14 protein-coding genes are annotated in these 12,714 nt (G+C 50.0%); 9 read left to right on the top strand and 5 right to left on the bottom strand.

The features are described from left to right. Positions 1-33 precede the first annotated feature (33 nt). Positions 34-1,950, bottom strand: coding sequence for a peptidoglycan DD-metalloendopeptidase family protein (locus O3660_RS02065; protein ID WP_049351442.1), 1,917 nt, complete (start codon positions 1,948-1,950; stop codon positions 34-36). Between the two features lie 173 nt (positions 1,951-2,123). On the opposite strand from O3660_RS02065, the gene O3660_RS02060 reads away from it, so the two are divergent. The 7 genes from O3660_RS02060 to O3660_RS02030 all read left to right on the top strand — a co-directional run bounded on the left by O3660_RS02060 (position 2,124) and on the right by O3660_RS02030 (position 6,450). Next, positions 2,124-2,669: a CreA family protein gene (locus O3660_RS02060; protein WP_049328632.1), complete on the top strand. Its 546-nt coding sequence runs from the start codon at positions 2,124-2,126 to the stop codon at positions 2,667-2,669. A 27-nt stretch (positions 2,670-2,696) separates the two neighbouring features. Further along, positions 2,697-3,245, top strand: coding sequence for a YqgE/AlgH family protein (locus O3660_RS02055; protein WP_049328631.1), 549 nt, complete (start codon positions 2,697-2,699; stop codon positions 3,243-3,245). Next, the gene (gene ruvX, locus O3660_RS02050) at positions 3,238-3,693 is read left to right on the top strand and encodes a Holliday junction resolvase RuvX (RefSeq protein ID WP_003680463.1); all 456 of its coding nucleotides are present in this window, start codon (positions 3,238-3,240) and stop codon (positions 3,691-3,693) included. Before O3660_RS02055 ends, ruvX begins: the two co-directional genes overlap by 8 nt. A 165-nt stretch (positions 3,694-3,858) precedes the next feature. Further along, entirely contained in the window at positions 3,859-4,281 is a 423-nt protein-coding gene (locus O3660_RS02045; RefSeq protein WP_049328630.1) for a YidB family protein, read from the top strand. 149 nt (positions 4,282-4,430) lie between these two features. Beyond that, a complete protein-coding gene (locus O3660_RS02040) occupies positions 4,431-4,979 on the top strand; it encodes a carboxymuconolactone decarboxylase family protein (protein WP_003685141.1) in 549 nt (182 codons plus the stop codon). Positions 4,980-5,103: 124 nt separating this feature from the next. Next, on the top strand, positions 5,104-6,195 hold the full coding sequence (locus O3660_RS02035; RefSeq protein WP_049351443.1) for an acyl-CoA dehydrogenase family protein: 1,092 nt from the start codon (positions 5,104-5,106) through the stop codon (positions 6,193-6,195). An 84-nt stretch (positions 6,196-6,279) separates the two neighbouring features. Beyond that, a complete protein-coding gene (locus O3660_RS02030; RefSeq protein WP_003680460.1) occupies positions 6,280-6,450 on the top strand; it encodes a rubredoxin in 171 nt (56 codons plus the stop codon). A 50-nt stretch (positions 6,451-6,500) separates the two neighbouring features. On the opposite strand, the gene dapC is transcribed toward O3660_RS02030, so the two are convergent. The 4 genes from dapC to O3660_RS02010 all read right to left on the bottom strand — a co-directional run bounded on the left by dapC (position 6,501) and on the right by O3660_RS02010 (position 11,098). Then, the gene (gene dapC, locus O3660_RS02025) at positions 6,501-7,688 is read right to left on the bottom strand and encodes a succinyldiaminopimelate transaminase (RefSeq protein ID WP_049351444.1); all 1,188 of its coding nucleotides are present in this window, start codon (positions 7,686-7,688) and stop codon (positions 6,501-6,503) included. Positions 7,689-7,810: 122 nt separating this feature from the next. Continuing rightward, positions 7,811-8,983, bottom strand: coding sequence for a nitronate monooxygenase family protein (locus O3660_RS02020; protein WP_049351445.1), 1,173 nt, complete (start codon positions 8,981-8,983; stop codon positions 7,811-7,813). Positions 8,984-9,323: 340 nt separating this feature from the next. Further along, positions 9,324-10,004, bottom strand: coding sequence for an OmpA family protein (locus O3660_RS02015; protein ID WP_049328625.1), 681 nt, complete (start codon positions 10,002-10,004; stop codon positions 9,324-9,326). A gap of 218 nt (positions 10,005-10,222) precedes the next feature. Further along, positions 10,223-11,098, bottom strand: a complete 876-nt coding sequence (locus tag O3660_RS02010; protein WP_049351490.1) for a YoaK family protein — start codon at positions 11,096-11,098, stop codon at positions 10,223-10,225. Between the two features lie 161 nt (positions 11,099-11,259). Between O3660_RS02010 and O3660_RS02005 the strand changes: the two genes are divergently transcribed. Together O3660_RS02005 and ribF are read left to right on the top strand one after the other, a co-directional pair. Then, a complete protein-coding gene (locus O3660_RS02005; RefSeq protein ID WP_049351446.1) occupies positions 11,260-11,649 on the top strand; it encodes a hypothetical protein in 390 nt (129 codons plus the stop codon). A gap of 123 nt (positions 11,650-11,772) precedes the next feature. Beyond that, positions 11,773-12,699: a bifunctional riboflavin kinase/FAD synthetase gene (gene ribF, locus O3660_RS02000; protein ID WP_049351447.1), complete on the top strand. Its 927-nt coding sequence runs from the start codon at positions 11,773-11,775 to the stop codon at positions 12,697-12,699. The last annotated feature ends 15 nt before the right edge of the window (positions 12,700-12,714 follow it).

Here is a 12,714-nt window from a genome sequence, read left to right as displayed (position 1 = left end):
GAAGGGGAAAATTCACTCAGGCTGTCTGAAACATCAGTTAATCCAGGAAAGCGGATTCATGACTTGTCCGTTGTAGCGGACTTCAAGGTAAAGGCCGGTTTCGCCCGACGGCAAAGTGCCGCTGGTGCCAATCTTGCTGCCGGCATTGACGGCGTAGTTTTGGGCGGTGTCGATTTCGTTCAGGCCGGAGTAAATGCTGACATAGCCGTCGCCGTGGTCGAGGACGACTACTTTGCCGTAGCCTTCAAGTTCGCCGGCAAAAGTGACTGTACCGGAAGCAATGCTGCTGACCGGAGCAGGAACGGTATTGTAGAACACGCCTTTCCAAACTTCACCATCGCCACGGTCTTGACCGAACAGGCCTGCCAGTGTGCCGTTGACCGGTTTTTTCAGACGGCCTTGCATACGGCTGAAGCTGTTGGCGTTGCTGACGGTAAAGCCTTGGGTGTTCGGGGCTTGCAGTTTCATGTCTTCGTCAGTCAGCGTGGACATGGCGGCGCGTTCGGCTTCGGCTTTTTGTTGGGCGGCAGCCTGCTCTTTGCGGGCTTTTTCGGCAGCGGCCAAGCGGGCTTCGGCGGCTTTTTTACGCGCTTCAGCCTCGGCTTTGCGTTGCTCGGCTTTGCGTTTTTCCAAATCTTTCAAGAGATTGTTGAGGCGTTGCTCGTTTTCTCTGTGGTTGATTTTCTTTTGCGCTTCTTTGGCCATTTGCGCGTTTTGACGGCGGCTTTCAGCTTGTTCGGCGGTATTGGTTACACCTTGTTGACGCAAAGAAGCTTGGATATTGGCTTGCAGTTTTTTCAGGTAAGCCAATTCATTGTTGATTTTTTGCTCTTGCGCTGCCAGCTCTTTCTGTTGTTTTTCCAAGTCTCTCATGACTTGGTCGTTGGCGTTGTTGATATAACGCGTGTAACGCAGGAAGCGGGTCTTTTGACCGGCATCGGCGTTTTTCAGGAAGAGGGCGACCGCGTTGGGCTGGCTGTTTTTATAGTTGCCGGACACAAAGCGCGAAATTTGGGCGCGCGTGTTGGAAACTTCGGCTTTCAACTGGTTGGCATCGGCATTGAGCTTTTGGAATTTTTCCCATGCGTCGCGTTGTTTGCGGTTGATGCCGGAGAGGTTGTTGCGTGTTTGTTGCAGCTGTTTGAGCGTGGCATTGACATGGATAATGAAACCCTCGTTGCGTTTGGCAAGGGATTTTTTGGTTTCCATATCGTTGGCGGCGGCAGTTACGGCTGCTTTGAACTCGTTGTCGGCTGAAGAAGTGGCTTTATGCTCAACTTTAGGCTCGGCTTTTTTGTTTTGCTCTTTGGTTTTTGTGTCTTTTTTAGCGTCTTTTTTGTCTTCAACAGCTTTTTTAGCAGGCTCTTTGGCTTCTTTAGCGTCGGCCTTTTTGTCTTCGGCTGCTTTTTTTACGGGCTCTTTGGTTTTTTTGCCGTCTTTTTTATCCTCGGCCGCTTTTTTAGCAGGCTCTTTAGCTTTGGTTTCCTTCGTGTCTGCTTTTTTTACGGGTTCTTTGGCTTTGCTGTCTTTTTTATCTTCAACAGGTTTCTTGTCTTGTTCTTTGGCATTGCCGGATTTTGCGGCTGCGGCTTTTTTGTCTTTTGCCGTTTCTTTAGGCTCTTCGGTTTTGCGGTTGGTCTTTTTATTGTCTGCAGCGGCTTCGGCGGTTTTAGCCGTTTTGTTTTTGGCTGAAGCGCGTTCGTTTTTGTCGGCGGTTTCCTTCTCTTTGGAGGCTTTGGCTTTAACCGCTTTTTTGTCTTCCTCTTTTTCTTTTACCGCTTGTTTTTTTGAGGTTTCTTTTTTGACATCTGCCTTGGCGGCTTCTTTCTCTTTTTTCACGGGCGCAGCCTTTTTGACGGTGGCCGCTTTTTCTTTCGGCGCGTCTTTGGCAGCATAGGTTGGCAGGGAGAAACTGAGCAACAGGGCGAGAATGAGGGGTTTGTAACGCATGGTTCGATCTTGCTATCAAAGTAGGAACAATAGGACGGATTATACTGTCTGTCAGGCCGTCTGAAAATAATATCGGGTTGCAATATGGACGAACGGTCTTATATAGTAACGATAGAGTGGGCGGACGGGGTTTAGTCTGCCTGGAAACTGACAGTCTGCATTGACAGGATATTATGAAAAAATATTTATTAGTAGTGTTGGGCGCCATGGTTTTGGCGGCTTGCGGTGACAATACCGATAAAATCGGACGCGCCAGTACGGTGTTTCATATGCTGGGTAAAAACGACCGTATTGAAGTGGAAGGTTTTGACGATCCTGATGTGCAGGGGGTTGCCTGTTATATTTCGTATGCGAAAAAAGGCGGTTTGAAAGAAACGGTCAATCTGGAAGAAGATGCCAGCGACGCATCGGTTTCCTGCGTGCAAAGTGCGGAAGTCATCCGTTATAACGAGGCTGCGGTTTTGAAACCGCGACAAGTGTTCAAACGCAGTGCCAGCATAGCATTTAAGAGCCAGCAGATTATCCGCTATTACGATCCGAAACGTAAGTCTTTCGCTTATTTGGTGTACAGCGATAAAATCGTTCAAGGTTCGCCGAAAAACTCTTTGAGCGCGGTATCGTGTTTTGCCCATGCGAAAACCGATACGCCGGTACCGGCAGGCGGTGCGGTTTACGGTGCGTGCGTGGTGGACGCGCCGGTTGCCGACGGACAAAAATAATAAAATCAGCTTATAGATTAAAAGAATATGAATTTAGCCAACCATTTCCTGATTGCCATACCTCATATGGACGATCCGTTTTTTACGGATACGGTTATTTATGTGTGCGAACACGATGAAGAAGGTGCGCTGGGCATCATCATCAACAAGCCTTCGCCGATTACCATGGACATGATTTTCGCCGCCGCCGACCGCAATATCCCGTTGCGCCTGCAACATGAAAACGTGATGATGGGCGGACCGGTTCAGATTGAGCGTGGCTATGTCGTGCATACGCCGATCGGCCGCTGGCAAAACAGCATGGTGGTAACCGATAACGTGGCGCTGACTTCTTCGCGCGATGTGATTGAAAACTTGTCTAAAGAAGGTGCGGTAGACAAGGCTTTGATCAGCATTGGTTATTCGAAATGGGGAAAAGGGCAGTTGGAGCGCGAGCTGGCAGAAAATGTTTGGCTGACCGTTCCCGCGGACGAGCATATTCTTTTTGATGTGCCTTACGAACTCCGTTATGCCGCTGCTTTTGAAAAATTGGGCGTTAATCCGAATGCTTTGATTTCAGGAGTCGGCCATGCCTGATGCACCAAAAGGTACAGTTTTGGCCTTTGACTTCGGCGAGGCGCGTATCGGCGTAGCGCAGGGGGATGCCGAGTTGGGCATGACCCATCCGCTGGCGACGGTAACCGGCAACAGCAATGATGAAAAATTCGAGGCCATTGCCAAGCTGGTCAAAGAATGGCAACCCAAGTATTTTGTGGTCGGCCTGCCGACGCATACCGACGGGACGGAGCATGAGCTGACCCGTTTGAGCCGCAAGTTTGGCCGCCGGTTGCACGGACGTTTTAATTTGCCGGTTTATTGGGTGGATGAAAGGATGTCTTCCCTATACGCGGAAAGCCTGCTTGCTGAAGCTCAAGTATTTGGCCGAAAACAAAAATCCGTACTTGACCAAGTAGCGGCGCAGGCGATTTTGCAAGGGTTTTTTGAAGGTGGCGCGGCCGAGTATTTCAATGGCCGCGAAGAATAGCATTATTCATTATAAAGGCCGTCTGAAACCGGGTTTCAGACGGCCTTTGTTTTGTGTTACGGCTTTGGGATAAAAGAAGTTTAGTTTGGTTAAGCCTGATTTTTTCAGTACAAATTTTGCTACACTCCGTTTTCTTTTTTTAGACACAAATACAAGGAAAAAGTCATGGCACTCATGGAGAATCTTTTGAATGCGGCTACTCAAGTGTTGGGTGGCAACAGCGAAAACGGCGCACAAGGTTCTATGACCGATATGGTGATGGATTTGGTGAAACAGCAGGGTGGCGTGGGCAACTTGATCAACCAACTGCAACAAGGCGGTTTGGGCGATACCCTGAGCAGCTGGGTTTCCAACCAATCCAGCAACCTGCCTGTGTCCGGCACCGACCTGCAAAATGCTTTGGGCAGCGATACGGTAAACCAAATCGCACAAAAATTCGGCGTGGATGCCGGTCAAGCAGGCGATTTGTTGGCAAAAGTATTGCCTGACTTGGTCGATAAAGCCACGCCTAACGGCACGGCTCAAGATGCGGATGGCTTCGGCTTGGACGACATCGCTTCTATGCTGCTGAAAAACTTTATGAAATAATGAGTTGAATCATTTGATAAGGCCGTCTGAATCCGTTCAGACGGCCTTATAACTTTTGGTTCGCGGCAAATAACCAATAAGTCTTTTTCTGATGAAGGCGGATGGCTTATGATGGGCACTTCATTTCACCAGATAAGAAGGTTATACACATGTCCCGCTTGACCATACACACAGTTGAAACCGCTCCTGAAGCTGCTAAACCACGCATTGAAGCCGTACTGAAAAACAACGGTTTTATTCCTAACCTGATCGGCGTTTTGGCCAATGCGCCTGAAGCTTTGGCGTTTTATCAAGAAGTTGGCAAGCTGAATGCGGCCAACAGCCTGACTGACGGCGAAGTTGAAGTTGTCCAAATCATTGCCGCCCGTACCAACGAATGCGGTTTCTGCGTTGCCGGCCACACCAAACTGGCTACCTTGAAAAAACTGCTGTCCGAACAATCCATCAAAGCCGCACGCGCATTGGCTGCAGGCGAGTTTGACGATGCCAAACTGGGTGCTTTGGCGACATTCACCCAAGCCGTTATGGCGAAAAAAGGCGCGGTATCCGACGACGAGCTGAAAGCTTTCTTCGATGCAGGCTACAACCAACAGCAAGCCGTTGAAGTCGTCATGGGCGTTGCTTTGGCAACTTTGTGCAACTACGTCAACAACCTTGCCAAAACTGAAATCAACCCTGAATTGCAGGCATTTGCCTAATCTCATCAAAGGCCGTCTGAAAATTCAGACGGCCTTTTAGTAAAAAGCAAGGATATCCTTGTTGCTAAGAATAATTCATGAGTAGAACCATCTACGCTTCAAACCTTATTCAGAGGAAAAAATCATGACACGCGAAGCTTTACTGAACAATGTTGCCGCACTCGTTAAAAGCAAGCTGAAACCATTGGTGGACGACATCGACCGCAAAGGCCTGTATCCGAAAGAATTTATGCTGGAATTGGGCAAAATCGGCGGTTTTGCCGCGACCGGTACGGTTGAAGAAGGCGGCAACGGTTTGGGTTTGGCAACGCAAATCGCCGTATTGCGCGAAATCGGTAAAGAATGCGGCGCCACTTCGTTCAGCGCATGGTGTCAGGCGGCTTGCGCGTGGTATCTGCACCAATCGCCCAATCAAGCGGTTAAAGACAAATATTTTGCCGATATTCTGCAGGGCAAAGTTTTGGCCGGTACGGGCATGTCCAATACCGTCAAACACCTTGCCGGCATTGAAAAACACAACCTACAAGCCGAGCGCGTCGAGGGCGGCTACAAAGTCAACGGCGCTTTGCCTTGGGTATCCAATATCGGCGAAGACCATATTTGGGCGAATACCGCCCAAGTCGGCGACAGCTATGTGATGTTTATTACCGGCGGCCAGTGGGAAGGCGTGACCCTGCAAGATTGCCCTGAGTTCTGCGGTTTGGAAGGCACGCGCACTTACAGCCTGAATTTTAAAGACGTGTTTATTCCCGATGAAGATGTGATTGCCTCGCCTGAGCAGTTCCAGTCTTATATTCCGACCATTAAAGCTGGTTTCATCTTGCTGCAAATAGGTATTGGCGCCGGTGTGATTGACGGTGCGCTCGGCATTATCCGTATGGCCAACGTGGTGAATGCGGAAGTGAACGCTTATCTCGATCACAGCTACGATGATTTGAAAGCCGTGTTGGACGGTGCATGGGCGGAAACCGAACGCCTTGCCGATGATGCGTGGAACAACAAACCTGACACGCTGGCAACCTTGAAACTGCGTGAAGCCGCTGCTGTATTGGCATTGAACGCCACTCAATCTGCCGCATTGCATGCAGGTGCGAAAGGTTATCTGATGCGCAGTCCGGCGCAACGCCGCGTCCGCGAGGCCATGTTCGTCGCCATCGTAACACCGGCCATCAAACACCTGCGTAAAGAAATCGCCGCTTTGGAAGCAGCGCAATAAATTCAAAATATCAACAATAAAACACACGAAAGGCCGTCTGAAAATACGGTTTCAGACGGCCTTTTAAAATAGAAGGAACACACAATGGCTCAATATATGTGCGGCCCTTGCGGCTGGATTTACGACGAAGACCTCGGCGATCCAGAGCACGGCCTGCCTGCCGGAACCAAGTTTGAGGATATTCCTGACGACTGGAAATGCCCTGAGTGCGGCGTAGGTAAAGAAGATTTTTATCTGTTGGATTTCGTGATATAACTTGGTTGATTTAAAAAGGCCGTCTGAAATTTCAGACGGCCTTTGCTTTATCAGCGGTATAAAGCAACCATGGTTTCAGCCGCTTTGACGCAGCTTTCCACATCGGCAACCAAAGCGATGCGGACGTAGCCTTCGCCCGGATTGCCTTGTTCGGTATCGCGGGCGAGGAAGCGGCCGGGCAACACTTGGATAGCGGCTTTTTGCCACAGGTTGCGCGTAAATGCCAAGTCGTCGCCATCGGGAACTTTCAGCCAAATGTAGAACGACGCGTCAGGCAGTTTGACATCAAACGCCTGTTGCAAAATAGGGATGACGCGGTCGAATTTTTCTTGGTAGAGGCGGCGGTTGTCAATGACGTGTTCTTCATCGTTCCAAGCGGCAATGCTGGCGCGTTGGACGGGAATGCTCATCGCGCTGCCGTGGTAGGTGCGGTAGAGCAGGAAGTTTTTGAGCAACTCGGCATCGCCTGCGACAAAGCCGGAACGCAAACCGGGGACATTGGAGCGTTTGGACAGGCTGGTGAACATAATAATGTTGCGCGTGCCGCGTCCTAATTGCGCCGCAGCCTGCAGGCCGCCGATTGGTTTGTTGCCGTCAAAATAGATTTCGGAATAGCATTCGTCAGAGGCAATAACGAAGCCGTATTTGTCTTGCAAATCAAAAATTTCTTTCCAGTCTTCTAATTGCAGGACGCTGCCGCTCGGGTTGTTGGGCGAGCAGACGATCAGGACTTTGGTGCGTTGCCATACGTCTTCGGGCAGGCTGCTCCAATCGGGGTTGAAGCTGGGCGCAGGACAGTTGGCAAAATGGATTTCGCCGCCGCCCAAAATAGTCGCGCCTTCGTAAATTTGATAGAAAGGATTAGGGCTGATAATGACCGGTTTGGGGCCGTCTGAAGCCGGATTTAAAACGGTTTGGATAAAAGAGAACAAAGCTTCCCGGCTGCCCAATACCGGCAGGATTTCATTGTCGGGATTAAGGCTCAAACCATCATAACGGCGGGCAACCCATTCGGCGCAGGCTTGGCGCAGTTCGGGCAGGCCTACGGTCAGCGGATATTTTTCCAGTTCGTGCAGGGAGGCGGTCAGCGCGTCGGTGATGACTTTGGGCGTCGGATGTTTCGGCTCGCCGATTTGCAGATGAATGGGCGTTACGCCTTCGGGTGCATCAATGCCTTGCATGGCTTCACGCAGGCGGGCGAAAGGATAGGGTTTGAGATGGTTCAATAATGGGTTCATGATGTTTCAGCCGGATAAATTCAGGCAATAATCTTAGCATTTTTTAGATGGATTGGGACAAAAAGGCCGTCTCAAAACAGGGTTTAAATGTTTTTCAGACGGCCTTTTGAATATTGATGCGTTTATTTGGCAGGGACGGCGGGCAGGGAACCGTTCAAGAGATAATGAATGGTTTCTTGAACCGTACGGATGGCGTTGCCAAACGGCAGCGGGTCTTTGCCGCGGAAAAACAGGCCTTTATCGACTTCGCCGCGGAATGCGGCGGAAAGTTGGATGTCGATACAGAATTGACCGGCTTTGGCCAAACCGTCGCGCAAGCCGCAGCTGGTCAGGCAGTTCAGGCCTTGGGTGCAACGGCGCGGATCGTTTTTGGCATTGGCTTGCAATTTGGCTTCGCGTTTGATGTAGCTGTCGAGGAATTTGGTGCGCACGCCGCGAGCAGGCAAACCGGCAACAGACATGAATTCAACCACTTGTTCGGTTTCCGCACCGGTCAGCGTTTTTTTGAAGTTGATGTGGGCATCGCCTTCTTCGGTCACGGCAAACGCGGTACCGATTTGGACGGCGGACGCGCCCCAGTTTTTCAAGGCTGTTTTGACTTTTTCAAAGTTTGCCATGCCGCCGGCGAGTACCAACGGGATTTTTTCGCTTTCCAAGCCCAAGTTTTTGAATACTTCAAACGTTTCTTCAATAACGCGTTTGAACTCGAATTTGGCATCGTTCACGCCGTCGACGGTCGCCGCACCTAAGTGGCCGGCTGCGTGGGCAGGGTGTTCGATAACGATGGCATCGGGCAAGATGCCTTTTTTCATCCAACGTTTCAAAACGATGTTGATACCGCGTGATTCGGACAGGATAGGGAAAAGGGCGACATCTTTGTGGTAGCCCTCTGCCATTTCCGGCAAGTCCAAAGGCAAACCTGCGCCCATCACAATCGCGTCAGCACCGGATTCGCACGCCTGACGGACGTAGGCGGCATGGTCTTTGACGGCTTTCATGACGTTGACGGCAATCATGCCTTTGCCTTCTGAATCGGCTTTGGCTTTTTTGATTTCACGGTCAAGCGCGATGCAGTTGAGGCGGGTGTATTTTTCTTCGCTGGAATCGATTTTTGATTCGGCCAGCAAATCTTCGTGCAAGTGGCGCAAATCGACGCTGGCGATGGTACCTACGCCGTTTTCGCGCGCAACCGCGCTGGAGAGTTTTGATGCGGAAACGCCTACACCCATACCGCCTTGTACGACGGGAATCAGTGATTTGCCACGGATAATCAATGGGTCAAAGTTGTTTTGCATGGATGCTCCTTCATAGATTCTGGATAGTGCCGTCTGAAATCCTATGAAATAGATTGGATAACGGGCTGATGTGTATATAAATAAGTGTGTTTTTCGCCGTCGTTTTTCAGACGGCATGAGGCGTGTTTTTAAAATTTTAGGAATTATACTCTAAGTTAGTGTAAAAATTAGAGTATTAATACAGTTTTTTTGAAGGAAAAATTGAAAAGTCTTGTTAATAAAGGAATAAATTTTATGACAGATTGGGTTGCGGAGAAGAAATTGCAAACAAAATCTACAAAGAAAAAGGCCGTCTGAAATTTCAGACGGCCTTGAGTATGGGAATCAGACAGATGCCGGATTACATTTGTTTTTTAGCAGCATCAATGGCGCGTTGGTCGGGGTTGATCAAGATTTCAACGCGGCGGTTTTGTGCGCGGCCTTCAACAGTAGCGTTGGAGGCGATGGGTTGACGGGAGCCGTAACCGAAAGTGCTCAAACGGGTGCTGCTTACGCCGCGAGATTGCAGGAAGGTGGCAACGGATTCGGCGCGGTTGCGAGACAATGGCTCGTTGATGGCATCGTTACCGGTGTTGTCGGTGTGGCCGTTGATGGTCAAAGTCGTGTCAGGATATTGAACCAAAGTTTGCGCGGCGGCAGATAAGGCGCTTTGAGCATGGCCGCTCAGGGCAGCGCTGCCGGTAGCGAAGGTTACGTTTTCAGGCATAACCAGTTTGATTTGGTTGCCTTGACGTTCAACTTCGATGTTGGTGTTGGCCAGGCTTTGACGCAGTTTTTTCTCTTGGTAGTCCATGTAACCGCCGATGCCGGCACCTACTGCACCACAAGCCAATGCGGAGTTGCGCGCGCCTTTACCGCCGTGGGTCAGCGCACCAACGATGCCGCAAACAGCCGCACCGCCCAAGCCGTACATAGCGGTTTTGCTGGCGGATTGTTGACCGGTAGCAGGATCGGTCACACAGCCGGTGAGTGCCAAAGGAATGGCAGTAGCAATAACGGTCAGGGGTTTCAAGAATTTCATGTCGTATCCTCTTTTTAGATGACGGCTCGGGCCGTCTGAAAAAAATGAATAAAAACCGCGTGGGTCATTACGAATTAATGATACCGAATATCCGAAACGCAAAAGAATGGGTTTAACCCGATATTACGCAAATATTTGTCAGTTAACATAATACTGAAACATTTCTGCATTTTTCTGACTATTTGGTTGTTTTGCAGTCAGATGAAAAGTAAGTTTCTTTACGATTTCTTCCGTTTTTTCTTTTTACGGCGATACCAGCTGACAAATGCCCATTTCAATCTAACTTTGACATCGTATCCCACCGAGCCTGCGCCCAGTATGAACAAAACGGCGGAGACGGGCAGGGCGAAATGATGGCCGACCAAATGATAACCCCATACGCCAACGATGCCGCCCAGTAAAAACGACAGCATCAAGCCGCTTAAAAGCCACATTTTCGGTTTGTTGACGCGGACGTGCGGCAGGCGCGGATGATGTTGCTTGGAATAATAAAGTGCACGTGAAATTTCAATGCCCAAATCGGTTGCCGTGCCGGTCATGTGGGTGGAGCGGATGGCGGAGCCGGACAAAAGTGTAATGACGGTATTGTGCATGCCCATGATAAAGCACAATAAAAACAATGCCAAAGACGGCATGATGAAATCCGGGCCGCCAAAATCCCATTCCATCGCGGTAATGCCGAACAAGCCGAAGATCAACAGATAAACCGCTTCCAGCCACATGGAAAAACCAAAGCTGCCACGGAAACGCATTTGCTGCGTCCACAAAATCACCCAGCCCGAATGCGCGGCTCCTGCAACAAAACACAACACGCTGATTGTGGCAATAATGGCCACACTCCACTCTTGAAGATACAAAACATCTGCCAACAGCGACATTGAGCCGGTAACGTGGGAGGTATAACGTGAGAATGCGAAGTAACCGCCGGCATTAATCGCACCGGCAAGAAAGGCCATGATGTAGCCCAGCCGTCTGAAACGGGCATCGGAAATATTGTGTTCGTGCAGGTACGGACGGTCTGCCTGCCAAAACGGCGGCGTGTGTTGCCTATGGTGGCGCGGTCGGTAAGAGTGGGGCCGTTTGTCGTCGTTCATTGATTTGAGGATAGGGGCGAGCATTTATACTGGGTGTATTTTATATGCAACTGCCTGCTGCCAAGAACAAATAATATAAAGTGTCCCCAAGTTGCCACACTTGCCCATTGTAAGATGAAGGCGTACATTAATAGCCATACATGAGTATAAGGAAACATCCGATGAATCCTATCCGCCTGACCTTATTGATTGGTGCTGCCGCATTACTTGCCGCCTGCGCCACCACGCCTGAGCAAAAAGCCGCACGCGCCCAAGCGCAGAAACGCTATGAGCAGGACCTTCAAGTCAATCTTGCAGCTCAATGTGATCAGGAAACTGCCGCGCTGATCCGCCGCAAATTTGACGAAGAAGGCAAACCCGGTGCCGCAACTGCGGAACAAAAAGCCTTCCGCCTTAAATATATCGACAAAGTTTCCGATCCGATGTTCCAAGCCTGCTACAAAATGGCATGGCAAAACTATATTTCCCAAGAACAGCTGCGCGAAGCCCGCTACTATCGTTATTACGATGATTGGGGCTATCCGTTTGGCCGTTATCCTTGGTGGTGGTAAGGTATTAACAAACCTTAAGGCCGTCTGAAAGCATATATTCATTGGTTTCAGACGGCCTAAGGTTTATTGAAACGGCAATAACGTTTACAATAGCCGCCTATTCAAACACAATACCTACCACCCATGAACATCTGGCTTGGACAGCGACACGCGCCCAAATTTCCGCAAGGAGCCGCCGTAACCATCGGCAACTTCGACGGCGTACACCTTGGGCACAAACACATTCTACAAAAACTCAAACGAGAGGCAGACCAGCGCGGTCTGCCTGTTGTCGTTGTTGTTTTTGAGCCTCAGCCCAAAGAATTTTTTGCGCGCAAAGCCGGGAAAAAGCTGCCTTACCGCATCAGTCCGCTACGTACCAAATTGCGTCTTTTGCGTGAAACCGGCTGTGTGGATGCCGTTTGGGTCTTGCGTTTTAACCAAGCTTTCTCCGATATGAGCGCACAAGCGTTTATCGACCAGCTTTTGCGCCAAACACTCAACACGCGTTATCTGCTGATTGGCGACGATTTCCGTTTCGGTGCCGGCCGTGAAGGTTGTTTTGAACTCTTGGCACAACAGCCCGATATGCAAACCGAGCGCACGCCGTCCGTTATTGTTGAAGACATCCGCACCAGTAGTACCGCCGTCCGCCAAGCCCTTTCAGACGGCAGGTTGGAATATGCCAAAAAACTGTTGGGCCATGATTATGTGTTGAGCGGAAAGGTCAAACACGGACAAAAACTCGGCCGCACCATCAACGCGCCTACCGCCAATGTCCAGCTTCCTCCGTATCATTATGCACTAAGCGGCGTATTTGTCGTTGAGGCAGACGGCACATTCGGCACGCGCCGAGGCGTTGCCAGCTTTGGTTTTAACCCCACTGTCAGCAACAACCGTTCGCAAAAGCTAGAAGTCCATCTGTTCGATTTCAACGGCGATTTGTACGGTCAACGCATCTTCGTCCGCTTCCTGCACAAACTGCGTGATGAGAAAAAATTTGAGAGTATCGAAGCATTGAAAACCCAAATTTTGCAAGATATGGAAGATGCAAAGGTTTGGAAGCCATAGAAACGCTTCTAGAAG

The sequence above is a fragment of the Neisseria sp. 27098_8_139 genome, from assembly GCF_041433195.1.
Lineage (GTDB): Bacteria > Pseudomonadota > Gammaproteobacteria > Burkholderiales > Neisseriaceae > Neisseria > Neisseria subflava.
The sequence above is the reverse complement of the archived record's forward strand: the minus strand, read 5'-3'. Positions and strand labels throughout refer to the sequence as shown.

Bases quoted from the DNA above. Each gene is read 5' to 3' on its own strand.
- dapC (WP_049351444.1), bottom strand. From the start codon at position 7,688: ATGAACCCATTATTGAACCATCTCAAACCCTATCCTTTCGCCCGCCTG.
- ribF (WP_049351447.1), top strand. From the start codon at position 11,773: ATGAACATCTGGCTTGGACAGCGACACGCGCCCAAATTTCCGCAAGGA.
- ruvX (WP_003680463.1), top strand. From the start codon at position 3,238: ATGCCTGATGCACCAAAAGGTACAGTTTTGGCCTTTGACTTCGGCGAG.
- O3660_RS02035 (WP_049351443.1), top strand. From the start codon at position 5,104: ATGACACGCGAAGCTTTACTGAACAATGTTGCCGCACTCGTTAAAAGC.
- O3660_RS02060 (WP_049328632.1), top strand. From the start codon at position 2,124: ATGAAAAAATATTTATTAGTAGTGTTGGGCGCCATGGTTTTGGCGGCT.
- O3660_RS02045 (WP_049328630.1), top strand. From the start codon at position 3,859: ATGGCACTCATGGAGAATCTTTTGAATGCGGCTACTCAAGTGTTGGGT.
- O3660_RS02005 (WP_049351446.1), top strand. From the start codon at position 11,260: ATGAATCCTATCCGCCTGACCTTATTGATTGGTGCTGCCGCATTACTT.
- O3660_RS02030 (WP_003680460.1), top strand. From the start codon at position 6,280: ATGGCTCAATATATGTGCGGCCCTTGCGGCTGGATTTACGACGAAGAC.
- O3660_RS02065 (WP_049351442.1), bottom strand. From the start codon at position 1,950: ATGCGTTACAAACCCCTCATTCTCGCCCTGTTGCTCAGTTTCTCCCTG.
- O3660_RS02055 (WP_049328631.1), top strand. From the start codon at position 2,697: ATGAATTTAGCCAACCATTTCCTGATTGCCATACCTCATATGGACGAT.
- O3660_RS02015 (WP_049328625.1), bottom strand. From the start codon at position 10,004: ATGAAATTCTTGAAACCCCTGACCGTTATTGCTACTGCCATTCCTTTG.
- O3660_RS02040 (WP_003685141.1), top strand. From the start codon at position 4,431: ATGTCCCGCTTGACCATACACACAGTTGAAACCGCTCCTGAAGCTGCT.
- O3660_RS02010 (WP_049351490.1), bottom strand. From the start codon at position 11,098: ATGAACGACGACAAACGGCCCCACTCTTACCGACCGCGCCACCATAGG.
- O3660_RS02020 (WP_049351445.1), bottom strand. From the start codon at position 8,983: ATGCAAAACAACTTTGACCCATTGATTATCCGTGGCAAATCACTGATT.